31 protein-coding genes and 1 tRNA gene are annotated in these 23,293 nt (G+C 55.1%); 23 read left to right on the top strand and 9 right to left on the bottom strand.

Annotation, left to right across the window (positions count from 1 at the left end):
- Window position 1: 1 nt before the first annotated feature.
- The 3 genes from recA to C4542_02625 form a co-directional block, all read right to left on the bottom strand.
- The gene (gene recA, locus C4542_02635) at window positions 2-1,021 is read right to left on the bottom strand and encodes a recombinase RecA (protein RJO62739.1); all 1,020 of its coding nucleotides are present in this window, start codon (window positions 1,019-1,021) and stop codon (window positions 2-4) included.
- Between the two features lie 83 nt (window positions 1,022-1,104).
- A complete protein-coding gene (locus tag C4542_02630) occupies window positions 1,105-1,527 on the bottom strand; it encodes a toxin-antitoxin system HicB family antitoxin (protein RJO62738.1) in 423 nt (140 codons plus the stop codon).
- A 60-nt stretch (window positions 1,528-1,587) separates the two neighbouring features.
- Window positions 1,588-1,806 (bottom strand): hypothetical protein, encoded by a 219-nt coding sequence (locus tag C4542_02625; GenBank protein RJO62737.1) that lies wholly within the window; start codon window positions 1,804-1,806, stop codon window positions 1,588-1,590.
- A gap of 120 nt (window positions 1,807-1,926) precedes the next feature.
- Here C4542_02625 and C4542_02620 point away from each other — a divergent pair, with 120 nt between their 5' ends.
- The 9 genes from C4542_02620 to C4542_02580 all read left to right on the top strand — a co-directional run bounded on the left by C4542_02620 (window position 1,927) and on the right by C4542_02580 (window position 7,797).
- A complete protein-coding gene (locus C4542_02620) occupies window positions 1,927-2,919 on the top strand; it encodes a carbon monoxide dehydrogenase (GenBank protein RJO62736.1) in 993 nt (330 codons plus the stop codon).
- Between the two features lie 12 nt (window positions 2,920-2,931).
- The gene (locus C4542_02615; GenBank protein RJO62735.1) at window positions 2,932-3,201 is read left to right on the top strand and encodes a ferredoxin family protein; all 270 of its coding nucleotides are present in this window, start codon (window positions 2,932-2,934) and stop codon (window positions 3,199-3,201) included.
- A 256-nt stretch (window positions 3,202-3,457) separates the two neighbouring features.
- A complete protein-coding gene (folP, locus tag C4542_02610; protein RJO62734.1) occupies window positions 3,458-4,300 on the top strand; it encodes a dihydropteroate synthase in 843 nt (280 codons plus the stop codon).
- Window positions 4,290-4,853, top strand: coding sequence for a 2-amino-4-hydroxy-6-hydroxymethyldihydropteridine diphosphokinase (gene folK / locus C4542_02605; protein ID RJO62733.1), 564 nt, complete (start codon window positions 4,290-4,292; stop codon window positions 4,851-4,853). Before folP ends, folK begins: the two co-directional genes overlap by 11 nt.
- Complete coding sequence (queD, locus tag C4542_02600) at window positions 4,834-5,244, top strand: 6-carboxytetrahydropterin synthase QueD (GenBank protein ID RJO62732.1); 411 nt, start codon at window positions 4,834-4,836, stop codon at window positions 5,242-5,244. Before folK ends, queD begins: the two co-directional genes overlap by 20 nt.
- A 560-nt stretch (window positions 5,245-5,804) precedes the next feature.
- A complete protein-coding gene (rplU, locus tag C4542_02595; GenBank protein ID RJO62755.1) occupies window positions 5,805-6,305 on the top strand; it encodes a 50S ribosomal protein L21 in 501 nt (166 codons plus the stop codon).
- A complete protein-coding gene (locus C4542_02590; protein ID RJO62731.1) occupies window positions 6,306-6,563 on the top strand; it encodes a 50S ribosomal protein L27 in 258 nt (85 codons plus the stop codon).
- 3 nt (window positions 6,564-6,566) lie between these two features.
- The gene (locus C4542_02585) at window positions 6,567-6,776 is read left to right on the top strand and encodes a 50S ribosomal protein L31 (GenBank protein RJO62730.1); all 210 of its coding nucleotides are present in this window, start codon (window positions 6,567-6,569) and stop codon (window positions 6,774-6,776) included.
- 70 nt (window positions 6,777-6,846) lie between these two features.
- Window positions 6,847-7,797 (top strand): DUF1385 domain-containing protein, encoded by a 951-nt coding sequence (locus C4542_02580; GenBank protein RJO62729.1) that lies wholly within the window; start codon window positions 6,847-6,849, stop codon window positions 7,795-7,797.
- A 118-nt stretch (window positions 7,798-7,915) separates the two neighbouring features.
- Here the strand turns inward: C4542_02580 and hisI are convergent, their stop codons facing one another.
- The 4 genes from hisI to C4542_02560 form a co-directional block, all read right to left on the bottom strand.
- Window positions 7,916-8,245: a phosphoribosyl-AMP cyclohydrolase gene (gene hisI / locus C4542_02575; protein RJO62728.1), complete on the bottom strand. Its 330-nt coding sequence runs from the start codon at window positions 8,243-8,245 to the stop codon at window positions 7,916-7,918.
- A gap of 277 nt (window positions 8,246-8,522) precedes the next feature.
- Window positions 8,523-9,239, bottom strand: coding sequence for a 1-(5-phosphoribosyl)-5-[(5-phosphoribosylamino)methylideneamino]imidazole-4-carboxamide isomerase (hisA, locus tag C4542_02570; protein ID RJO62727.1), 717 nt, complete (start codon window positions 9,237-9,239; stop codon window positions 8,523-8,525).
- Between the two features lie 671 nt (window positions 9,240-9,910).
- The gene (locus tag C4542_02565; GenBank protein RJO62726.1) at window positions 9,911-10,411 is read right to left on the bottom strand and encodes a hypothetical protein; all 501 of its coding nucleotides are present in this window, start codon (window positions 10,409-10,411) and stop codon (window positions 9,911-9,913) included.
- A 15-nt stretch (window positions 10,412-10,426) separates the two neighbouring features.
- A complete protein-coding gene (locus C4542_02560) occupies window positions 10,427-10,648 on the bottom strand; it encodes a DUF2249 domain-containing protein (protein RJO62725.1) in 222 nt (73 codons plus the stop codon).
- A gap of 48 nt (window positions 10,649-10,696) precedes the next feature.
- Between C4542_02560 and C4542_02555 the strand changes: the two genes are divergently transcribed.
- The 8 genes from C4542_02555 to C4542_02520 all read left to right on the top strand — a co-directional run bounded on the left by C4542_02555 (window position 10,697) and on the right by C4542_02520 (window position 16,854).
- Entirely contained in the window at window positions 10,697-10,945 is a 249-nt protein-coding gene (locus tag C4542_02555; protein ID RJO62724.1) for a hypothetical protein, read from the top strand.
- A gap of 82 nt (window positions 10,946-11,027) precedes the next feature.
- Window positions 11,028-12,134: a DNA cytosine methyltransferase gene (locus C4542_02550; protein RJO62754.1), complete on the top strand. Its 1,107-nt coding sequence runs from the start codon at window positions 11,028-11,030 to the stop codon at window positions 12,132-12,134.
- Entirely contained in the window at window positions 12,100-13,041 is a 942-nt protein-coding gene (locus C4542_02545; GenBank protein RJO62723.1) for a DUF4928 domain-containing protein, read from the top strand. Before C4542_02550 ends, C4542_02545 begins: the two co-directional genes overlap by 35 nt.
- Window positions 12,999-13,460: a very short patch repair endonuclease gene (locus C4542_02540; protein RJO62722.1), complete on the top strand. Its 462-nt coding sequence runs from the start codon at window positions 12,999-13,001 to the stop codon at window positions 13,458-13,460. Before C4542_02545 ends, C4542_02540 begins: the two co-directional genes overlap by 43 nt.
- A gap of 221 nt (window positions 13,461-13,681) precedes the next feature.
- Complete coding sequence (gene gatC / locus C4542_02535; protein ID RJO62721.1) at window positions 13,682-13,969, top strand: Asp-tRNA(Asn)/Glu-tRNA(Gln) amidotransferase subunit GatC; 288 nt, start codon at window positions 13,682-13,684, stop codon at window positions 13,967-13,969.
- A 101-nt stretch (window positions 13,970-14,070) separates the two neighbouring features.
- Window positions 14,071-15,531, top strand: coding sequence for an Asp-tRNA(Asn)/Glu-tRNA(Gln) amidotransferase subunit GatA (gene gatA, locus C4542_02530; GenBank protein RJO62720.1), 1,461 nt, complete (start codon window positions 14,071-14,073; stop codon window positions 15,529-15,531).
- Window positions 15,532-15,777: 246 nt separating this feature from the next.
- Window positions 15,778-16,158, top strand: coding sequence for a DUF559 domain-containing protein (locus tag C4542_02525; GenBank protein ID RJO62753.1), 381 nt, complete (start codon window positions 15,778-15,780; stop codon window positions 16,156-16,158).
- 480 nt (window positions 16,159-16,638) lie between these two features.
- The gene (locus C4542_02520) at window positions 16,639-16,854 is read left to right on the top strand and encodes a hypothetical protein (protein ID RJO62752.1); all 216 of its coding nucleotides are present in this window, start codon (window positions 16,639-16,641) and stop codon (window positions 16,852-16,854) included.
- Window positions 16,855-16,967: 113 nt separating this feature from the next.
- Here C4542_02520 and C4542_02515 read toward each other — a convergent pair whose 3' ends face one another.
- Together C4542_02515 and ybeY are read right to left on the bottom strand one after the other, a co-directional pair.
- Window positions 16,968-17,561 carry a flavodoxin family protein gene (locus C4542_02515; protein RJO62719.1) on the bottom strand — a complete coding sequence of 198 codons (594 nt, stop codon included), beginning with the start codon at window positions 17,559-17,561 and terminating at the stop codon, window positions 16,968-16,970.
- Entirely contained in the window at window positions 17,558-18,028 is a 471-nt protein-coding gene (gene ybeY / locus C4542_02510) for an rRNA maturation RNase YbeY (GenBank protein RJO62718.1), read from the bottom strand. The genes C4542_02515 and ybeY overlap by 4 nt, the downstream gene beginning before the upstream one ends.
- Window positions 18,029-18,358: 330 nt before the next feature.
- Between ybeY and C4542_02505 the strand changes: the two genes are divergently transcribed.
- From C4542_02505 to C4542_02480, 6 genes are all read left to right on the top strand, one after another.
- A tRNA-Ser gene (locus C4542_02505) sits at window positions 18,359-18,450 on the top strand.
- Window positions 18,451-18,483: 33 nt separating this feature from the next.
- Complete coding sequence (gene miaB / locus C4542_02500) at window positions 18,484-19,728, top strand: tRNA (N6-isopentenyl adenosine(37)-C2)-methylthiotransferase MiaB (GenBank protein RJO62717.1); 1,245 nt, start codon at window positions 18,484-18,486, stop codon at window positions 19,726-19,728.
- Between the two features lie 115 nt (window positions 19,729-19,843).
- On the top strand, window positions 19,844-20,125 hold the full coding sequence (yajC, locus tag C4542_02495) for a preprotein translocase subunit YajC (GenBank protein ID RJO62716.1): 282 nt from the start codon (window positions 19,844-19,846) through the stop codon (window positions 20,123-20,125).
- A 158-nt stretch (window positions 20,126-20,283) separates the two neighbouring features.
- Window positions 20,284-21,825, top strand: a complete 1,542-nt coding sequence (nadB, locus tag C4542_02490; GenBank protein ID RJO62751.1) for an L-aspartate oxidase — start codon at window positions 20,284-20,286, stop codon at window positions 21,823-21,825.
- A gap of 25 nt (window positions 21,826-21,850) precedes the next feature.
- Window positions 21,851-22,693, top strand: coding sequence for a carboxylating nicotinate-nucleotide diphosphorylase (gene nadC / locus C4542_02485; protein ID RJO62750.1), 843 nt, complete (start codon window positions 21,851-21,853; stop codon window positions 22,691-22,693).
- Between the two features lie 87 nt (window positions 22,694-22,780).
- Window positions 22,781-23,272, top strand: coding sequence for an RDD family protein (locus C4542_02480; protein RJO62715.1), 492 nt, complete (start codon window positions 22,781-22,783; stop codon window positions 23,270-23,272).
- The last annotated feature ends 21 nt before the right edge of the window (window positions 23,273-23,293 follow it).

The following is a 23,293-nucleotide window of genomic DNA, read 5'->3' as shown; positions in this document are numbered from 1 at the left end:
GTCATTCGCTATCGGTAAAACCGATGCTGCTGGCGGTGACGGCTGCGGCCTTTACCTTCTGCTCGATTTCCTGAGCCAGCTCAGGATTCTGCTTCAGGTAATTCTTGGAGGCCTCTCTACCCTGCCCCAGGCGAATGTCACCGTAGGAGAAGAAAGCTCCGGCTTTCTTTAACACATCCAGCTTGGCACCCAGGTCTACCAAGTCGCCCTCGCGGCTGATGCCGCAAGAGAACATGATATCGAACTCCGCGATACGGAAGGGCGGGGCCACTTTGTTCTTGACGATTTTGGCCTTGACGCGTGTGCCGATGACCTTGTCGCCCTGCTTGATAGTCTCTATTCTACGCAAGTCTATTCTCACCGAGCTGTAGAACTTGAGCGCGCGTCCGCCGGGTGTCACCTCCGGGTTGCCGAAAATGATGCCTACTTTTTCCCTTAGCTGGTTTATAAAGACCACCGCCGTCCCCGTGCGCCCGATGGACGCCGTCAGCTTGCGCAGCGCTTGCGACATCAGCCTGGCCTGCAACCCCACGTGGGCATCGCCCATCTCGCCTTCGATTTCGGCACGGGGCACCAGCGCCGCCACGCTGTCGACAACTATTATGTCGATGGCATTCGAGCGCACCAGCGTCTCGCAGATTTCGAGGGCTTCTTCACCGGTGTCGGGCTGTGAGATGAGCAATTCGTCCAGGTTGATACCGCAGGTTTTGGCATAAGCCGGGTCGAGGGCATGTTCCACGTCAATATAGGCCGCCTTGCCTCCCAGTTTCTGAGCCTCGGCAATGATGTGCTGGGCCAGAGTGGTCTTGCCCGAACTCTCGGGTCCGAAGATTTCGGTAACGCGGCCTCGCGGGATACCCCCCACCCCCAGCGCTATGTCCAGCGCCACTGAGCCACTGGGGATAACAGCAATCTTGGTCTGCGCCGAGCTATCGTTGAAACGCATGATAGCGCCCTGACCAAATTGCTTTTCAATCTGGTCGATGGCCAGTTCCAGTGCCTTTTCTTTCTCCGTGGTCATATTCGCCTGCCGTCATGATACCATAAATAGAACAAATGTTACAAGACACTTTAGTCCTGTTTTAGGGATTTTTATTGCGTATATCAGGCAGTCTGTTTCTGAGCGCTTTTTCTGCGTCTTGCGGACGAGACAGCAGGTGGCTCCGGATAGCTCACCGCCTGAGCCAGCGCTGAAGTCATAAACTGGTTCAGGCTGACGTCTTCCGAAGTCGCGCGGTTGGAGATAAGACGATGCAACGACGGCGGGATTCTGAGGCTTATTTGCCCGCTATACTTGCGCGAGACCGGTTCGGGTATTTTGATCCCTCGTTTTAGATTGGACTCTAGCCAATCCCTTCTTACTCCTTCAAGCTCGGAGACCGCGTCCTGCGGGGTATCGCCGTGAATCATGCAGTGAGGCAATTCAGCTACCCGCGCCACCCAGTAAGGCCCGCGCCCGTCGTCCCACTGTTCCAAAATAGTGTGATAGGGCAGGCTCATGTAGTAATTAATATTCTTAGCTTTCATAATTTCACCTCCCCACCGGATGCTTCGGCTCTCCCAGGCGGGCCTCCAGCATGGAATTATTCACAAGCTGTCAATGATTTCCAACAACTGCAATACATAGCACGCTTTTATTGGGTTTTCTCGTTTATATGGCAGGGTATATTCACCTATTATAGCTTTAGGATGTTTTGAGCCTTCCTCGATGGCTCCAAAGTCTTTAATGACGGACTCAAAATCATTTAACGACGTATTGCGCGGGTTATTCCTGAGTTCTTGCAGCCTTTTTTCACGGCGCGTCATAATCCGTCATCCATTGGCTTGATGGTATCATATATGCTACCACTTGTCAATCATCGTTGAGATTATATAGTGCATTGGCTCAAAGTTGACCTTCTGCACACTAGTTATTAAAATAAGTTAATGTCTGTTAGCAATATTGCCGCCGAAATCCCCGTCCTCCCCACCTCCCCATTCCTCACGTGGAAAAACCGCTGGGACCATATCCAGGCGCGCTGGAGGTGGAAGCGCGGCGAACATAAAGTAATTCCGGGGCTCTACGCTATTGGCAATCCGACGCCCGATTCCCCCGTTTTTATCAGCGCCAACTATACGCTCAGCTTCGACGCGCTGCGCACATCTCTGACAGGGATAGACGCTTATATACTCGTGCTGAACACCTTCGGCATCAATGTCTGGTGCGCCGCCGGCAAGCACACCTTCGGCACCGAGGAACTGGTGGAGCGCATAGACACCTCCGAGCTTGCGAGGGTAGTGAGGCACCGCACCGTCATCCTGCCGCAGCTTGGAGCGCCGGGCGTGGCAGCCCATAAAGTCAAGAAACAGTCAGGCTTCAAGGTGGAATACGGCCCGGTGCGGGCTCGCGACCTGCCGGAGTACCTCAAGACGCATAAAGCCACCCCCGAGATGCGCCTGGTGCGCTTCGGCATTCTCGACCGCCTGATACTGGCGCCCGTGGAACTGCTGGGATACTTCCTGTACCTGGTAATCGCGGCAGTCGCCCTCTATTTCTGGGGCGGCTGGACGGGGTCGCTGCTGGCGGTGCTTGCCATCGCAGGAGGAGCCGTGCTTTTCCCCCTGCTGCTGCCCTGGCTGCCCACCAAGGATTTCAGTACCAAGGGCTGGAGCCTGGGGCTGGTGGTGACACTCGCCGTTGTACTGATGAACACGCTATGGCTGAAAGCAGACATCTCGACTACTCACAGGGTCATGAATGTAGCGAGCAACATGCTCATCTGGCCGACGGTGGTGGCCTTCATTGCCCTCAACTTCACCGGGTCGAGTACTTTCACCTCGCGCAGCGGCGTTAAGGCCGAGATGCGCAGCTATATCCGCCCCATGGCCGTCTCTTTCATCCTGGGCATCATTCTGAATATCATCGCGAGGTTCCTCTAGAGGAGTCCCGAAGTGTTCAACTCGTATAAAGTCAATACTCTACAGTACGTCCCCGAGCTCTGCATCGGCTGCGCCATGTGCTGGGAGGTCTGCCCGCACGGCGTCTTCGCCGAGGGTAAAGAGGCACAACTCGTCAATCAGGAGGCCTGCATGGAGTGCGGCGCCTGCGCCCTCAACTGCCCGACCAATGCCATCGCCGTGCAGAGCGGCGTGGGCTGCGCCGCCGCCATGATTCAAGCCGCTCTCAAAGGCAAAAGCCTCGATTCCGGCGAGTGCTGCTAGACCGGCGAAAAGAGCTGTTCAACAGGCAATTCGATAGGCTCCAGCCGGAAAGAATCTCCCTTAATCCCTCCTTTCCAAGGAGGGAGATTTCGGAATCCTCTCCCCTTAGAAAGGGGAGATAAGAGAGGGATTTGAAAAGGCTGGATTCATCAAATCCCTTCTGACTCCCTTACCTTAGAGGGAGAGAATCATTCTCATATTTCGAGGCTTGCCTAACCCCCTCCAACCATATACAATCAAACCAGAGGAGAGGGAATTGGATATACCGCTCAAGCCCACCGCCTGCCGCCAGCGCCTCTTCAAATGGGGCGAGCGCACCTTCATCATGGGCATCGTCAACCTCAGCCCGGACTCTTTCTCCGGCGACGGCCTTTCGACCATCGACGCCGCCATAGAGCAGGCCAGGCGCTTCGTGGCAGAGGGCGCCGACATCATAGACGTCGGCGGCGAGTCCACGCGCCCCAATTCCCAGCCCATAACCATAGACGAGGAGATTACCCACATTGTTCCGGCCATCGAGAGACTCAGCCGCGAGTTGAGCGTTCCCATCAGCGTGGACAGCTACAAGTATAAAGTGGTCAACGAGGCGATTCATGCAGGCGCGAACATCATCAACGATGTCTGGGGGCTCAAAAAGGAGCCGAGATTGGCCGGGCTGGCGGCGCAGCACAATCTGCCTATCATCCTCACCTCCAATCAGCGCGACAACCCGTGCAAGGGCGACATCATCGCCGAAATTATCGCCGACCTCAGGCACAGCATCGGGCTGTGCCAGGATGCCGGAGTAGCTGAAGAAAACGTAATCATCGACCCCGGCATCGGCTTCGGCAAAACAGTAGAACAGAACCTCGAAATAATCCATCGCCTGGCAGAGCTGAAGGTGCTGGGAAAACCCATCCTGCTGGGCACCTCGCGCAAGTCATTCATCGGGCTGACGCTCGATTTACCCGCCGGAGAGCGTCTCGAAGGCACGGCGGCCACCAGTGCCATCGGCATAGTGAACGGGGCCGATATCATCCGCGTCCACGACGTTAAATTCATGTCGCGCGTGGCTAAAATGAGCGATGCAGTCGTGAGGAGGAAAAACAATGAACGCTGAGCCGGTCTCGGTCTATCTATCTTTAGGTTCCAACGTGGGCGACCGCAAGCGGAATCTGGACAGAGCCATCAGCTTCCTGTCGGAGCGGTTGCGTATCGAGGAGATTTCATCCGTCTACGACACCACACCCGAAGACAATCCCGACCAGCCGCGCTTCCTGAATCTGGTGGCGCACGCCTACACCACGCTCGAACCCACAGGTCTGCTGGCGCTGCTCAAAGGCATAGAATCCAAGCTGGGACGCGTGCCAAGTGCGCGCTACAGCCCCCGTCCCATGGACATAGACATCCTCTTTTACGGGAAACAGGTCATCAACACCCCCACCCTCACCATTCCCCACACCCGCATCCCCGAGCGAGCCTTTGTGCTGGTGCCGCTTAATGAGATAGCGCCGGAACTGGTTCACCCGGTAAGCGGCAAGCCGGTAAAGCAGATGCTGGCGGAGCTCAAGCGCGGCGTGCAGGGGGTTTTCAAATTCGTGCAGCCGGGCGAAAGCGGAACGGCGGAAGCCGTCAAAGAAGAGGTGAAAGACAATGTACCAGATAACGGTTGAGCAGCACTTCGACGCGGCGCACGCGCTAAGAGGGTATCAGGGCAAGTGCGAGAACCTGCACGGCCACCGTTTCCGCGTGGTGGCTCGGCTGCGCACCTCCAAACTGAATGAGATAGGCCTGGCGTTCGACTTCCGCGAACTGAAGGCGAAATTGAACGAGGTGCTGGAGCGCTTCGACCATACCCACCTGAACGAGGTGGCGCCCTTCAACACCATCAACCCGTCATCGGAGAATATCGCGGCGACAATCTACGCCGAGCTTCAGAAAAAGCTGCCGGGCGTCAAGCTTTACTCCATCGCGGTTTGGGAATCGCCGGATGCCTCGGCGGAGTACAGGCCGTCCATACAGTTGCTGCGGAGCGAAGGCGGCGACCCCGGCCTGTCAGCTTGAGAATCTCGACACGCTTAAAGAATCAAGACAAAAATGGATAAGTTCATCATCAGGGCAATGGCCTTGCCCATGGTAATTTTCCTCTCCGCTGCCGTTTCCGGTATCCAGATCCACCGCCACGATAGAACAGCCTACATGCCTGTCGAAATACGTTATGAGATTGTTCTCTCGGATAATGTCTGGCCGGATCGGTACTACGCGGTAACTTATGATTGCCGGAGCCGCGTAGCCTGTATTTTAACGGCTACTGGACATTCGAGCCCGGCAAGCACCCATTAGCGGGGCCGGTATGGGCATACCACACCAATGAACTCGTTCTGAAAGAAGTGAGTTATACAGTGAACCAGATAACGAGGTGATTCTCGCACCAATTACAATCCTATCGACGGATGAAATATCCGAGATTGCCCACTTTCGCGGAGTTTACACTGAGCGGACAAAGTGCTCAGTGCAGGCTCAAGAGTATCGGGGCTCGCAAAGACACGCCCCACACTCCCACCCCATTTGACCCTCCCCCGCACCTTTGCTATAATTAACCTTTGTCAAGCGGAGGTGTTACTATTTACGCCATAATTGAAACCGGGGGTAAACAATATAAGGTCAGCCCGGGCGAGAGCCTGAAGGTTGAGTCTCTGGAAGTCGCCGAGGGCGGCACCATCGAGCTCGACCGCGTGCTGGCTATCAGCGACGGCGACAAGCTCGTTTGGGGCAAACCCCTCATCGAGGGCGCCAAAGTTTCGTGCACATCCAAAGGCGACGGACGCGGCGTCAAGGTCTTCGGCATGAAGTACAAGGCCAAGACGCGCTACAGCCGAAAAATCGGCCACAGACAATCCTTTACCGAGCTCACTATCGATAGCATCAGCGGGCCAGGCATAATGGCCGAAAAACCCAGGAAGGCTGCCAAAGCCGAAAAGACAGAGGAGACCGCGGTAGCCGCAGGGACTGAGAAGCCAGCGGCAAAGCCCCGCCGGCGCGCGGTGAAAGCCGAGGAGCCCGCCGTAGCTGCCGAGAAACCGGCCGCCAAGCCCCGCCGCACCACCAAGAAAGAGGAAAAGTAAATGGCTCATAAGAAAGGCGCGGGCTCATCCCGCAACGGCCGCGACAGCAAGCCCAAGATGCTGGGCATCAAGCGCTTCGGCGGCGAGAACGTCACTTCCGGCACCATACTGGTGCGCCAGATGGGCACGCACGTCAAGGCCGGCAATAACGTCGGCATCGGGCGCGACCACACCATCTTCGCCACCATCGACGGCGCGGTCAAGTTCGAGCCCGCCGGCAAGAACCGCAGAAAGGTCAGCGTTTACGCTGAGAGCTAGCATATGAAAGAAAAGATTCATCCCAAATATTTCGCTGACGCGCAGGTCACCTGCTCCTGTGGGGCCACCTTCACCACCGGTTCAACGCGCAAGACGCTCAAGGTCGAGCTTTGCAGCGCCTGCCACCCCTTCTACACCGGCAGCAAGCGCATGGTTGACACCGCCGGCCGCGTAGAGCGCTTCAAGCAACGCTACGCCAAAGAAGCCAAGTAGGGCGGGTTCTGGATTAGACGGTAAAAGGAGCGGGCTTGTGTCCGCTCCTTTTTGTTTGGAGAGAAACGCTATGGCGGAGAAATTCAGATACGGCGGCCAGGCGGTGATGGAAGGGGTCATGATGCGCGGGGCCAAGACCATCGCCACGGTGGTCAGACGTCCCAACGGCACGCTGGCTAAAGACGTCCACCCTTTACACTCCATCTACACCGGGCGCTGGCGCCGGGTACCCTTTACGCGCGGCGTCATCGCCTTGCTGGAGGCGATGATACTGGGCACGCAGTCGCTCATCTTCTCCACCAATGTCGCGCTCGAAGATACAGACGAACCCAAACCCGGCGAGGTTAAAAAGGAAAGCACCAAGCTCGGCGGGGCCACCCTCTGGCTGGTGATGCTGGCTTCGCTGGCATTCTCCATCGGGCTGTTTTCCATCCTGCCGCTGTTCCTGTCCAAGTGGCTCATGCCGGGCATGCAGGGCAGCCTTCCCTTCAACCTGTTGGAGGGGGTCATCCGCCTGGCCATTTTCCTGGCTTACCTGTGGGGCGTGGGTTTTATGCCGGACATCCGGCGCGTTTTCTCATATCACGGCGCGGAGCACAAGACCATCCACGCTTACGAGGCGGGCGTCGAACTGACACCCGAAAACGTGCAGAAATATACCACCGCCCATGCCCGCTGCGGCACGGCCTTCCTGCTGGCGGTGATGCTCATCGCCATTCTGGTATTCAGCCTGGTGGGCAAGCAGACATGGTGGTGGCTGATAGCCTCGCGCATCCTGCTTTTACCCGTCATCGCCGCCATCGCCTACGAGGTAACGCAGTACGGCGCGCGTCACATGGATAACATCTTTATAAAATGGCTGGTGGCGCCCGGCTTGTGGCTGCAGAGCCTCACCACGAAACAACCGGACGACAAAATGGTGGAGGTAGCCATCGCCGCCCTCAAAGAAGTGCTGATAGCTGACGGGGTTATCCCCGCCGAGCCTGTGCCGTCGCCTGCTCCGGAAGACCCTCTGACCTAGTCAGTCTGTCATTCTGAGAGAGCATAGCGAGCGAAGAATCTCAGGGAGGGGAAGCCCCCCCGCCTCGTGGTTCTCACGTCGTCCGCCTCGGCGGACTCCTCAGAACGACAGGATTACTCTACTCCGCCAGATCCTCTATCATAAGGCGGCGATAAAAGCAGCTACGCTCGCCGGTGTGGCAGGTGGGGCCTCTGGGTTTGGCCTTTACGAGTATGGCGTCGATATCGCAGTCGTACCGCACCTCGACCACCTCAAGGTAGTTGCCGCTCGTTGCGCCCTTGTGCCATAGCTCCTGGCGGCTGCGGCTCCAGAACCAGGCATGCCCACTCTCCAGCGTCAGCTTAAGTGCCTCGGCGTTCATGTATCCCAGCATCAGGACGTCATTGAATTCGGCGTCCTGTATAATAGCGGGCACCAGCCCCTTTTCATCCCATTTTATGTTAAGCATCCAGACCCTCCTCTCTCCCCTTGGGGGAGAGATAAGAGTGAGGGGTAGAGTTTTAGCCTGAATCTCACCCTCACACATTCGCTTCGCTCAGTGCAGGCTTTTAATCCTCTCCCCTCAAGGGAGAGGAAACAAATTACATCTTTACTCCTCTGCGAGAGGTGGAGCCATCTCCCTTCGGAAAAGGGAGATGAGAGAGGGATTCTTCACTTCCTAACAGACTCTGTCTGACAATGCCATGAGATTGCTTCGCCCGCCTGCGGCGGACTCGCAACGACGCTCAGGATTCTACCGCGGCCAGCGCCTGCGTCAGGTTGATGGCCCCGGTGTAGAGCGCCCGCCCGATGATGGCCCCCTCCGCCCCCAGCTTCTTGAGCAGCTTGAGGTGCAGAATGGAAGAGATGCCCCCGGAGGCAATGACCGGGAACTTGGTGGTGTCTATCAGCTCGAACAGGCCGGAGAAGTTGGGCTCGGTGAGCGTGCCGTCGCGCCCGATGTCGGTATAGACAAAACGCCTTACGCCCAGGTCCACCATGGAGCGGGCGAAGCTCGCCACGGATAGTTCCGTCGCCTGCTGCCAGCCGTGGGTAGCCACGAAACCGCCCCTCGCGTCTATGGAGACGACGATGGCCTGGCAGAATTTGCGGCAGGCCTCCTGTATCATCTCGGGGTGCTTCACCGCCGAGGTACCCAGCACCATGCGGTCGGCGCCTATCTTGAGCAGCTTTTCCATGGTGGCGACGGTGCGGATGCCTCCGCCCACCTCTATGGGGACGAAGACGGTCGAGGCGATGCGGGAGATAATGTCCAGATTGCCCGGCTCGCCGGTGGCGGCCCCGTCCAGGTCAACGATGTGCAGGCGCGTGGCGCCCAGCGACTGCCACTGAAGCGCCATGTCCAGCGGGTCGTCGGAGAAGACCGTCTCCATGTTGAAATCGCCCTGGTAAAGGCGCACGCACTTGCCGCCGCGCAGGTCTATGGCCGGAATGACTTCTATCGGAATTCACCTCAAACGAGAATGGAGAACATTATAACATCACAAGGGCGGGGGTGTCATGGAGGCCGGGTTGTCATGCTGGAAGCCATAAAGGATGGCTGAAGCATCTGGAGGGGTGAGGGGACAACCTTTCTTCTCTCTTCTGTCGTGGTGGCAACCGGCCGGTTGCCGCTACAATACCCACCGATTCGTTTTCGTTTTTTGGGGGTCTTCTTCAAGGGGACGAACAAGGTTGTTCAGGCGCGGCGCAGGCACGGAGTCGTTTTGCCAAAAGGGCTTCGTTTGGTCCGTTATGGACATATTCGAATTGGGCGCCTGTGCCTGAATCGTATTCGTCGGGAGGGCGGGTTGTTAAAGGCGGCGCAAAAGATACCAGAAGATAGAGAAACAGGATAGCACATGGGGAGAGGGGGAGGTCAAGGGGTGTTTGTCATGTTTGCCGAGGTAGGGGCACAGCATGCTGTGCCCAGTACAAGATGGTTGGCGTAGGGGCGACCGGCCGGTCGCCCTTTTTAAATCACCTCGCCCCTTGCAGGAGAGATAACAGTGAGGTAAGAGTTCGTGAATACCCCCTCACCTTCAATCCTCTCCCACGGAGGGGAGAGGAAACACCGCGCTAGTCCGGAGGACAAACAAATTTACTTTTTGAACTGTATACAACTCATGGCGACTTATTCTGACGATTGCTCCATCTTCGCAAAAAGCGCCAGAACCCTGGCATTCTGACTCTCTCCCAGGTGCATGTCCGCCAGTTGCGGGAACATCCTGTCTTCCTTGAAAATATGCCCCCTTAAAAACTCGATGAAATGCATGCCGCTTTCCTCGATGGTCCTTCTGGTCGGCGCGTTATCCCCGTCCCCGAGGTAGCGGGCCACCGCCTCCTGTAAAACCTCGTTGGTATCCCTGAGAACACCATGCTCTTCAATCATCACCGCCAGCGGCCCGGCGCCGTGCGGCATAAAACTATCGAACTCCGGGAAAAGCGCCTGCTCTTCTTTATCGAAGTGCACCCAGAAAGCCTTCTCGAAAAAGGCCATGAGCTCTTTTAATCCGGCGGCATTTTCCTCTTTGCGCTCGAGGTTCTTAAAAATAGCTTCCAGGGCGTCGAGTTTCACCAGCACCTGCCGGTGTTCGTCTATTAACGGCTGGACTGCGCTCACCTTACTATTCATCGGACACCTTCCCGCCTATACCCGCTTGATGGTAACGACCCAATCCTTAGGGCCGCTCTGCTCGTACTTCCACTCGAACTGCCCCTTATACTCGGCGTCGAACTGGTAATGCAGAGGTTTGGGGTCATGGTCGTTGGTAATTTGCAGAATTTCGCCCGCTTTCAGGTTATCCCATGTTTTCATTATCAACCCGTGCCTCTCAAACGGCGTTACCTGTCTTATGTCCAGTTCAACCATTTTCTCACTCCTTTTTATCTTTCTATGAAGTCAGGATAACAATTCGGAATGAGGGGTAAAGCGACTTTTATCACAAAGCTTCGCAGCTGGCCAGAGCAGCACAGGTTGAGTGAAACGGAGAACAGCACACCCGACAAGGAGAAAGTCGAGGGGTGTTTGTCACGGTTTGGTGAAGAACGAGAAGTAGGGTTCAAGCTGCGCCATGGAATCCGCATCGACGGTGTTCTTGGCGCAACCGAGGGAGAGAATATGAAATGTTTTATCGTTCATAACGGCTATATATTCTACCCTATATAACGAGGTAGGGGCTTGCCTCATTAACCAAATTAATATACGATGTCTTATATACTTTCAATGTGGCGGTGGTTATTTGACTGTCATCGTTGATGAAACTTTTCCTTTTTTGGATTTTTTTGCTGGCAGCGGCCTTGTTACTGAAGGCGTCAAACCATACTTTTACACGGTTTGGGCGAATGATATATCCGAGCAGAAAGGCAATATCTACAATAGCAATCAGAATAAGTCAGTCTTTCATTTAGGCCCGCTTCAAACTCATTTAGACTCGCAGGTTCCATTCGCAATTGTTTCATGGGCAAGTTTTCCTTGTCAAGACCTGTCAGTGGCTGGCAAGCAGGAGGGAATAAATGCCAGCCGGAGCGGGCTATTCTGGGTTTGGCTCGACGCAATGGACCGCATGCCTGTTCGACCGCCGATTGTAGTTGCTGAAAATGTGTCTGGTTTAACATCAGCTGAAAAGGGTAAAAATTACGTTGCCCTGCATCAGGCTCTAGTCTCAAGAGGCTATCGCGTTGGCCCAATTTTACTAGACGCGTTGAACTGGCTACCGCAATCGAGGAAGCGGATTTTTGTTATTGGCGTCCAAAAGGATATCGAAATAGATTGCTTAACAGATGTTTCACCCAATTGGCTTCACCCGAACACTGTCACTCGGGCACTTGATGGGCTCAAAGACGTTATTTGGTGGAAAATGCCAAAGCCACCTCGTCGAACATCTAGGTTATCTGATTTTATCGATTATGACATTCCTATATATTCCAGCGAAAAAGCGGATGATATTATCTCCTTAATTCCCGGAACCCATAAAGACAAAATACGCACGGGGATTTTGTCCGGAGTGGATATTTTCCCCGGATATAGACGTATCCGCAATAATAAACAGGTTTTAGAGATTAGAGCGGATGACATTTCGGGTTGCTTGAGGACAGCCAATGGTGGAAGCAGTCGCCAATTCATCATCATTGCAAGGAATAACAGACTTGACGTTAGGCTGCTTTCAGTGAGAGAAGCGGCTAGATTAATGGGGGTCCCTGATTCATATAAAATCCCTGGTACTTTTAATGATGGCTATAATGCTATGGGCGATGCCGTAGCGTTGCCGGTCACACGCTTTATTGCCAAAGAGTTACTTCTTCCATTAGCGAGGAGAGCATATGCCTACTATTCAGGAATCACTTCAAAAGTTTAAACAAAATACAACAATAACGAGCAAAGGGTCTCTTTCAGTAGTTTTGGTGATAACTCGTGTTGCAATGGGGAAAACTTTCCCTTTGACAGCTAGCGAGTTTAAAACCGCAAAACATGGGCAGGTGAAAGGTTTAAGCGGCCCAGCTATTCAGAATATTCTAAATGATTACGGCATAACCCAATCATTTTCATCCGAAGGTGGAAGAACCAACAGGGGCAGTTTGGGTTTAATGGAGACCTATGTTAAGTGGCTCAACCAACTAAATAAAAATAAACCGATGAGCGCCAAAGACCTTAAGGATATTGAGAAATGGTGGGTTACACAAGTAAAGGCCTATCTTGCTGCAAAACCTTTTAAATTACACCTCGACTCATCTAAGTCAATAGCAAATATAGTAAATGATGTCTTGGAACAAGCTGAAAAGAGGCAACGAGAATCGGCTGGGTTCATGATTCAAGGTGCTATGATGCAACACTTGGTGGGGGCGAAATTAACATTAGCTTTGCCCAAATTACCGCCAGAAACATTTGGATTTTCTGTCGCTGATGAGGCTTCAAAAAGGCCAGGTGACTTTCTTATCGGTAATGTAGCGATTCATGTTACGATGACCCCAACAGAGAAACTGATTGCAAAATGTAAAACCAATCTTAATTCTAATCTCAAACCACTAGTAGTCACAACATCAGCTGGCGTTAGTATAGGTCAATACCTAAGCAAATCGGCGGGAATAGAGAACAGGGTTGAATTTTTTGAAATTCAACAATTTATAGCAATGAACATTTATGAATTAAGCCAATTTATCCCCAATATGCGTGAGGTTAAGTTAATGGAGCTATTTGATACATATAACCAGATAGTGAAAAAATGCGAAAAAGACTACACAAAACTGCAAATAAAACTGAAATAACAAAAGATGCCAGCAAAGAACAACGAAGCTGGATAATGTCTCGTATCAAGTCAATTGACACAGCTCCTGAATTACTGCTGCGTAGGGCGTTATGGGCTGAGGGATTGCGTTATAGAAAATACGTTTTTAATTTACCTGGAAAGCCGGATATTGTTTTCAAGAAATCGAAAGTGGCAGTGTTCGTTGACGGGCGTTTCTGGCATGGTCAAAAGCTATCAGAAGAGCGACTTCAACAAATGTCCCAGTACTGGCAAGAAAAAATAAATAGAAACGTTGCTAGAGACTTAAACAATACCCAATCATTGATTTCACTAGGCTATTCGGTTCTGCGGTTTACAGACATATTTGTGTTGAAGCAAACCTCTGAGGCGGTTAGCTTGATCAAACAAGCACTCAGTAAGGCTACAGCCACTAAATAACCAAATAAACGTATCTTTAATAATTTTCCGCAACCTTTCACGCTCAACCGAGGTTGCTGACAAAAGACCCTCATTTTGCGTTCGCTGTTTCGTTTCTCGTTTTCGTTTTTTCGTTTCGTTTGGACAAATCGCCCTCTTACGCTCAAAAACCCCCAGGTCGAATACGTATCCTTGCCCCATCATCGCTCTTCGGGCTATAATTCACCCATTGAGAGGGTAATATGAAGCTAAGCCGTGAAGAGGTACTGCACATCGCCGCGCTGGCCAAGCTGGGCATGACCGAAGAGGACATCACCCACTTCGGCGGGCAGCTTTCCAACATCCTGGAGAACTTCGAGGTGCTGAAACAGGTGGACACGGCCAACATCCCCCCCACCGCGCAGCCCAACGCCCTCTGCAACGTGATGAAGGCCGACGAGGTGGCGACTTCCATGTCCCCCTCCGACGTGCTGGCCAATGCCCCGCGCAAAGAGGGCGAATTTTTCCGCATCCGCCCGGTGCTGGAGTAGGGAGAAGCAACATGAGCCGAAATCCTCATGATGGCGCGCGGCGCCAGGTTATAGGTTCACCCTCACTTAATCTCTCCCCTCAAGGGAGAGAGGTTTAACGCATGACTATCCCCGCATACCTGACCATCCACGAAGCGCATAAGCTGTTAAAGACGAAGCAGATTTCATCCGTCGAGCTGACCAAAGCCACGCTCGAACGCATAGAGAAACTCGACCCTAAAGTTAAGGCTTTCATGACCGTCACCGGCGACCTCGCGCTCAGGCAGGCGGGGGAAGCGGATAAAAGGATAGCCGGCGGAGACTGCAACCCCCTTACCGGCGTGCCCGCTGTGATGAAAGACGTGCTGTGCACCAAAGGCGTGCGCACCACCTGCTCGTCCAAAATGCTGGAAAACTTCGTGCCCCCTTATAACGCCACCGTCATCGAGAAGCTCTACGCGCAGGGCATGGTGCTGCTGGGCAAGGCCAACATGGACGAGTTCGCCATGGGCTCGTCAACCGAGAACTCGGCCTATTTCACCACGCGCAACCCCTGGGATTTGGAGCGGGTGCCGGGCGGGTCTTCCGGCGGTTCGGCAGCGGCGGTGGCGGCGGGAGAGGGTTTATACGCCCTCGGCTCGGACACCGGCGGCAGCATCCGGCAGCCGGCGGGCTTTTGCAGCATCACCGGCCTCAAGCCCACCTACGGGCGGGTCAGCCGCTACGGACTGATAGCCTTCGCCTCGTCCCTCGACCAGATAGGCCCCATGACGCAGGACGTTGAAGATGCGGCAATCGTGATGAACGCTATCTCCGGCCACGACGAGCATGACTCGACCTCCGTCCCCTGCGAGGTGCCGGACTATACCAAGAGCCTGAACAGAGATATAAAAGGCATGAAACTGGGCATCCCCAGAGAGTATTTCGTAGAGGGCATACAGCCGGAAGTGGCCCAGGCCATAGAAGCGGCCATCGCCAAGCTGGAGGAGCTGGGGGCGAAAATAGACCGTAACGTCAGCCTGCCGAGCACGCCCTACGCGCTGGCGGTATATTACATTATCGCGCCGAGCGAGGCTTCGGCCAACCTGTCGCGCTACGACGGCGTGAAGTACGGCTTTTCCTACCAGGGCACCGACAGCATGTGGGAGGCCATGGAAAAGACGCGCCAGTTCGGTTTCGGGCAGGAGGTCAAGCGGCGCATCATGCTGGGGACATACGCGCTGAGTGCCGGCTACTACGACGCCTATTACCTCAAGGCGCAGAAGGTGCGCACGCTCATCCGCATGGAGTTCGACCGGGCTTTCGAGAAGTACGACGCGCTGATAACGCCCACCTCGCCCACCGTGCCCTTCAAGGCGGGCGAAAAGGCGGACGACCCGCTGGCGATGTACCTCTCCGACGTGTGCACGCTGCCCATCAACATCGCGGGGGTGCCGGCCATTTCAATCCCGGGCGGGTTCGCCAATGGATTGCCCATCGGGTTGCAAATCATCGCCAAGCCCTTCGCCGAGGAGACCATCTTCCGCATCGCCCACGCCTACGAGCAGGCGACTGGGTGGCAGAAGATGAAGCCGAAGTTGTAGAGGTACTCAATCTTGGGAAAAATCCCCCTTAGTCCCCCTTTTTTAAAGGGGGAAGGTTCTTAATCTCTCCCCTTAGAAAGGGGAGATGAAAGAGGGGTTTGATGATTGGAGAGCTAGGGAAATCCCTCTCTTCACCCCTTTTTTAAAGGGGGAGGGTTCTTAATCTCTCTCCCCTTAGAAAGAGCTTGCCCTGAGTCCGCCTCAGGCGGACGAATGGGGGAGATGAAAGAGGGGTTTGATTCGCCAATGACTCGCGACATACCCTATAATAAAAACTTAGTTCCTTACTCCAGAAACCTTCGGTTGAACACGACCGATGCTGAGAGACATCTTTGGGCAAAGTTGCGCCTTAGGCAGATCAAGGGGTATCGATTCAATAGGCAAAAAATAATAGGAAACTACATTGTGGACTTCTTTTGCCCGAAAGCCAAACTCGTCATAGAAGTAGATGGGAGTCAGCACTCAGTTGGTAAGGCAGCACAAGTTGACAAGGTCAGAGATGAATTCTTAAATAAGCTTGGTTTAAGAGTTCTACGCATCACAGACACGGACGTGTTAAAGAACATCGAAGGTGTGACTGAGAAAATATCTGAAAGCATAATGGACAGGAGTAAAAATCCCCCTTAATCCCCCTTTTTTAAAGGGGGAGAGTGCTGTCTCCTTCTTCCCTTAGAAAAGGAGACAAAAGAGGGACCAAATGAGGTGTATCAAACTTTTGCTGAATTGTAAATCTCTACCCTTGGGAAAGAGCTTGCCCTGAGAGAAGCCGAAGGGGGAGATAAGAGAGGGATTCTCCCTGCTCCACCAGATGCTTCGGCCAGCCTCTCTGGCCTCCAGCATGGAAAGGTGAGTAATATGCCAGAACCGACAGAATGGTACCGCACAATCGAGGCCGGCGTGGAGTCCCTCAAGGCGCGCATCGGAGCACCCGAGGCCAGGGATTATCACCTCGACCGCTTTCTCAAGATGGCCCGCCGCGTGGACGAGTTCGCGCCCACCTGTCCCCAATGCCGCCTGTTTCAGCCTGAGATAGACAAGATGCTGCGCGACCTGGCCGCGGGCGCCCCACAGATACTCAAGGAGCAAAAGAGGGCATTCCTCGGCGGCATGGAAGCCATTCTGAGCCACTTGCAAAAGACGCACGGCCTCATCAGCGAGGGGCAGAACGTCGGCCTGTGGCTGGCTATCGGCACGGCGATTGGAGTTGCTCTTGGGGCAGGCCTGAGTAATCCCGCTATCGGTATACCTATTGGAGTGGCGGTGGGAGGGGGCATCGGCGCCGGTCTGGATGCCAAAGCCAAAAGAGAAGGCAAGGTCATCTAGGACTGTAACCTGCTGCATCTATCTATTAAGTTGTGATAGTCTAGACTTAATCTGACATTTCCGGCTAGTGTATTATTCCAGCCATTTTGCCAGAAGGTGCCAGCTACGATATTTTAAGCATTTCCTGGAGGAGTAGCCGGCTCCACCAGCTTTTCTCCGGCGCTAAAAGCCTCTCTGATGGCTTCCGGATTGTCTGAAATCTGGGCCCGGCCTTCGATGCCGGAAAAAGCCACCATGCCGGCATATTTGATGTCCAGGCTGACAAAAAAGGCTTTTACTGTAGCCAGAGCCGGCTCGAAAAGATGCTCGCCGGTGCGCCCCCCTACGGATACGAAAAGCCCCCTGCGCTCCCTCGTATCCCCCAGAGGCGGGATTTTCAGAATATATTTTCTGACCCACTGCGCCTGCGCCCGGTCTATCAGCGCCTTTAATTGTGAGGGCAGTCCCATGAATTGCAGCGGCGCCGCCAGCACCACGCGGTCGGCCTGCTCTATTTCTTTATAGACCTTTTGCGTATCGTCCTGAAAGGGGCATTCCCCCGTGTGCATGCAGGAGTCACAGTGGTTACACGCCATGATGCTGAGGTTGGCAACGTGTATCAGTTTTGTCTCCGCGCCCTTGCTTTCGGCCCCTTTGAGCACCTCGCCAAGCAAGATGTCTGTGTTGCTGCCGAAACGCGGGCTGCCAGCTATTCCTAAGACTTTCAATAGAGACCCTCCGCTACGAGTTTCAATATGGCCCTTTCCCTGGCCTGCATTTTCTTCTGACGTTCAGGTTCATCATGGTCATAACCCAGCAGGTGCAGCGCGCCATGGATGAGCAGGATGGCAACCTCTTTTCTGGCTGAATGCCCGTGCTCGGCGGCCTGCAACTCGGCTTGTGGATAGGAGATGATGACCTCACCCAGATGGGCGGCGTCCCCTGCGGGGAAAACGAAATCGGGGGAATCAACCTCGCTTTTTTCCCTCATGGCGAAGGACAGCACATCGGTGGGTTCGTCCTCGCCAATGTACTCCTTGTGAAGCTGGCGAATTTGTTCCTGGCCGGTGACGAGTATGCCCATCTCGGCATCGGATTGATGTTCGGCGGTCAGCGCTTTCGTGGCGACCTGGCGCAGAAAGCCCTCGTCGATGGCGCCCTCGAATCCTTCGTCGAAAAGCACGTTTACTTCCATCGTTCTATGATAACACAGGCGGCGGTCGGCAGTCAGCAGTCAGCTTTCAGCCATCAGCTACTCACTGATTGCTATGCGAAGAATTCGCGCCGGATTGTGAAATTTCTCTCCGTGGAAAGAGCTTTCCCTGGTTAGCCTTTAGCCCTGAGTGCAACGAAGGGAAAGCCGAATGGGAGAGAATAAGAGAGATTCTTATCGGGTTTAACTAGTGTTTAGACCATTTTCCCTGACTAGAGGTGATAGCTTACGGCCCTTATGCTGACTGCTGAAAGCTTATAGCTCGATAGCTGACAGCCGAAAGCCGTTATGATATAGTAATGGATGCTAAATGGAGGGATCGCATAGTGGCCTAGTGCGGGCGCCTGCTAAGCGCTTGCCCTGAGTAATCAGGGTCGAGAGTTCGAATCTCTCTCCCTCCGCCATCGGCACCTTTTCCCCCGCCTGATTCAATCGAAATGCCCGCATATTATATCTGGACCATAGGCTGTCAGATGAACCGCGCCGAATCGGAGCGGCTGGAATCGCGGTTTGCCTCGCATGGATACTCACCCGCTGCAACAGCCGAAGAAGCCGATGTTATCGTGGTCAACTCCTGCGTGGTGCGCCAGCACGCTGAGAATAAGGTACTCAACAAACTCTACAGGCTCAGACACCTTAAAAAATCGCATCCCGGCCTTCAGGTCGCACTCACCGGCTGCTTCGTGGGCGATGATGCTGACGAGCTCAAAAAGCGCTTCCCTTACGTGGATTATTTCTTCAAACCCGGCGAAATCCCGGACTGGCTGCAAAAAAAGGATTGTTCGACTGCCCTGTCCCGGAGCACTGCCGTGACCGCCTTCGTGCCTATCATTCAGGGCTGCAACAATTTCTGCACCTACTGCATCGTGCCCTACCGCCGGGGGCGCGAGGTGAGCCGCCCTGTTTCCGAAATCGCCTGCGAGGTGAGCGAGTTAGTACGGCGCGGCACTAAAGAGGTGACGCTGGTGGGGCAAAACGTGGATTCCTACGGCCACGACCTGGCGGGCAAGCCTGACCTCGCTGTGTTGCTGGAAGAGTTAAACCGCGTAGACGGCCTGCTGCGTATGCGTTTTCTCACCAACCACCCCAAGGACATGAGCCCGCGCCTTATAGACACCATGGCGCGGTTGGATAAGATATGCCATAAGGTAAATCTGCCTGTCCAAGCCGGAGACGACGCCGTACTGGAGGCCATGCATAGGGGTTACACCGCCGGAGAGTACCGGGAGCTTGTCGGGAGGCTGCGGAAGGCTATGCCGGACATCGCCATCACCACCGACGTCATCGTAGGCTTCCCCGGCGAGAGCGAGGCGCAGTTCCAGAACACGTTCAACCTACTGGCAGAACTAAAACTCGACGCCGTCCACGTGGCCGCCTATTCCCCGAGGCCCGGCACGCTGGCCGCCCGACAGTACGTTGACGACGTGCCAGCGGAGATAAAAAAAGTGAGGCTGGATGCTATCGAACAGCTCCAGGAAAAAATCGCGGCGGAGATAAACGCCCGCATACTCGGACAGACGGTAGAGGTTCTTGTGGAAGCCATGGACAAAGCCCGCTGGCGTGGTCGCACCTGTAGCGACAAGATAGTTTTCTTCACCGGAGGTGATGACCTTATCGGCAAGCAAGTTATGATAACCGTGGAGAAAACCAGCCCGTGGTCGTTGCAGGGTACACTCAAGTAGATATACTCTGGCAGCGATGCTTGTGAAGTGCTAAACTGTTATTCCTCAGGCCGAGATAAACGTCGCTCAATTTTGATTGAAATATCTCAGATAAACTGAGCTTTCAGGAGGCGCAATGGGTACTACTGACAGCACCTGGATTACGTTCGGATTCCTGGCTCTCATGTTCGTGGGTTTCTATTTCCTGCTTATCCGCCCGCAGCGCAAACGCCAGCAGGAACAGGCCCAGCTGGCGGCTAAAACACAGCCAGGCGACCGCGTCATCACCTGGTCCGGCATATACGGAGAGGTCGTCAGCGCCGATGCGGACACCATCGTCATCAAAGTGGAATCAGGCGCTACCATACGCATGGCCCGGGCGGCGGTAGCTCAAAAACAACCCGAACCACCCAAATAACCCCAAGCACTTGAGAGGAACTTCACGTTAAGATAAATTCTAAATCCTAAATAAATTCAATTTTAACAATATCAAAACCATTTTGAAATTTGGATTTGGTGCTTAAGGCTTATTTAGAATTTGGAATTTGGTGCTTGGTATTGGACAGGAGACCCCCTATTAAAAACTACGATTATGTCATAGTCGGCAGCGGCATTGCCGGCCTCTACTGCGCCCTCCTCGCCAGGGAGCACGGCAGCGTCCTGTTGGTCACCAAGGGCAGCATCGACGACTGCAACACGCGCCACGCCCAGGGGGGTATCGCCGCCGCCATCGGCGTGCTGGATTCCCCGGAGCTGCACTTCAAGGACACCATATCAGCCGGCGCCGGCCTGTGCAATGAGGAGGCGGTGCGCATCCTTACCGGGGAAGCCCCCGACCGCATCGCCGACCTGGTCAAATTCGGCGTGCCCTTCGATACTTTCAACGGGGAAATAGCTCTTACCCGTGAAGCGGCCCACAGCAGGCCGCGCATCCTGCATGCCGGAGGCGACGCCACCGGCGCCCAGATAGAGACCACCCTCAGCCGCCAGATAAGACTGGCGCAGATCCCCGTGCTGGAGCACTGCCTGGCCACGCATATCCTCAAGGAAAACGGAATTGTCTGCGGCCTCGAGACCTTCGACACCCGCACCTGCGGGTCCCAGCAGTTCGGCTGCCGCCACCTTATACTGGCCACCGGAGGGGCGGGGCAGCTCTTCAAGTTCACCACCAACCCGGAAGTGGCCACCGGCGACGGCATCGCGCTGGCTTACAGGGCCGGGGCGGACATCGTGGACATGGAGTTTTTCCAGTTTCACCCCACCGCCTTGCACCTGCCGGGCGTGGAACCTTTCCTCATCTCCGAAGCCGTGCGCGGCGAGGGAGGCATATTGCGCAACGCCGCAGGAGAGGCTTTCATGAAAACCTACACGCCGCAGGCCGAGCTCGCACCGCGCGACGTGGTGGCGCGCAGCATCGTGAGCGAAATGGGCAAGACAGGGGCCGACCACGTCTATATCGACGTCACTCACCAGCCGGCCAGCATCACCGCGGCGCGCTTTCCGCAGATATATCACTACTGCCTGGAACACGGGTTGGATATGGCGCGCGACATGATACCGGTGGCGCCTGCTGCCCATTATATGATCGGCGGCATCCGCGTCAACACTTGGGGCGAGTCCAGCCTGCCCGGCCTTTTCGCCGCGGGAGAGGTGGCCTGCACCGGCGTCCACGGGGCCAACCGCCTGGCTTCCAACTCGCTGCTGGAGGTGCTGGTGTTCGGCAAGCGTATCATCGAGCGCAGCCTCGAGGGAGGCTCGCAAGAGAGAGCGGATGACTGGAACGGAGACATGCGCGCTGTCATGAAGCAAGAAGCCACCGCATCCGGCGTTCCTTCACCCGGACGCGCCGCCCTGCAACAGCTGTTATGGGAAAACGCCGGCATCGTGCGGAACGGCAAGGGACTCGTCAGAGCGGCAGGTGTTCTGGCACACTGGCAGAGATGTCTGCCACAGCCGGGCGACCGGCCTTCATGGGAACTTCTCAACCTTATTATTACCGGACGTCTGATGACAGAAGCCGCCCTCATGCGCCTGGAAAGCCGTGGCGCGCACTTCAGGTTGGACTATCCCAAGCCGGATGCCGCCTGGCACAAGCATATTGTTATTTCGAGCGAGTGATATGGACGATACAACAAAATCCCTGATGGCTCAAAAGGAAGTCAGGCAGATAATCGCCCTGGCGCTGGCAGAAGACCGTGTCGCGGACGACGTTACCAGCAAGCTGGTCATTCCCGAAGACCTCGATGCCACAGCTACGCTGCTAGCCAAAGCCGAGGGAATTCTGGCCGGTGTCGAGGTATTCAAGGCAGTCTTTGAGCGCGTGGATAAAAAACTCAGAGTCGAGATTCTCAAGCACGACAGCAGCAGACTTGTCCACGGCGACATAGCGGCTGTAGTGCGCGGGCGCGCCCGCAGTATTCTCGCCGCCGAACGCACCGCCATGAATTTCGTGTGCCACCTCAGCGGCATAGCCACCACCGCGTCGCGCTACGTCGAGAGGGTCGCTGGATTGCCGGTAAGCATAGTGGACACGCGCAAGACCTCCGCCGGCCAGCGCCTGCTGGAAAAGCACGCCGTATCGTGTGGGGGCGGCCGGAACCACCGCCTGAACCTGGCCGACGGCATACTCATCAAGGACAACCACATCGCCGCGCTCCGCCGCTCGGGGTTGAGCCTGGGTCAGATAGTCAACCGGGCTAAAGAGCGCAACAGGTCCGGCCTGAAAATCGAGGTCGAGGTCAACAATATGGCCGAGGCCATCGAGGCTGCCGCAGCGGGTGCCGACATGCTTCTGCTGGACAACATGAGCGTGGCCGACATGAAAAACACTGTGGAGCGGCTTAAAGGCAGAGTGCGTTTCGAGGCATCCGGCGGTATCACGCTGGAGAACGTGCGCGAGGTGGCCGAAACCGGCGTGGATATCATCTCCATCGGGGCGCTGACGCACTCGGTGAAGGCACTCGACTTCAGCTTGGAGATGGAATAGCTCTCTCAGCTTGAGTTAACTCAAAGCACATCCCCATCTCCTTCCCTGTATGTTGTATAATATGGCGTTCGTTCGAGGAGATTGAGCATGGAGCAAACAACGGGCGCGCACGCGCTGGAATACGCCGGTTTCTGGCGCCGCTTCGCCGCCTTTTTCATAGACGCACTCATTCTCAGCCTTGTGGTGCGCGTCCTTTTCCCATTCCAGAGTTTCTGGAATCTCCAGAATGCCTGGTTCTTTATATTCCTCGCGGCAATTTCGAACCTGGCCTCCACGGCTATCACGGTGGCTTACACCGTCGGTTTTTGGGTATGGCGCGGCCAGACTCTGGGCAAGATGGTAATGAACATAAAGGTTTTGCGCGGCGACGGCAGCAATATTACCATAGGGTACGCGCTACTACGCTACCTGGGATACATCGTCTGCGGCCTGATGCTGGGGATCGGCTTCCTGTGGATTGCATTAGATGCGCGCAAGCAGGGCATCCACGACAAGATTGCCGACACGGTGGTGGTCAAGCTGCCGGAACCCACCCGCACCCAGACGGCCCTGGCCAGCCCCAGACCGAGCGCAAGCTAAAACAGCACTTCAAGGAGCGAT

The sequence above is a fragment of the Dehalococcoidia bacterium genome (assembly GCA_003597995.1).
In the GTDB taxonomy this organism is placed as follows: domain Bacteria; phylum Chloroflexota; class Dehalococcoidia; order Dehalococcoidales; family UBA1222; genus SURF-27.
The sequence above is the reverse complement of the archived record's forward strand: the minus strand, read 5'-3'. Positions and strand labels throughout refer to the sequence as shown.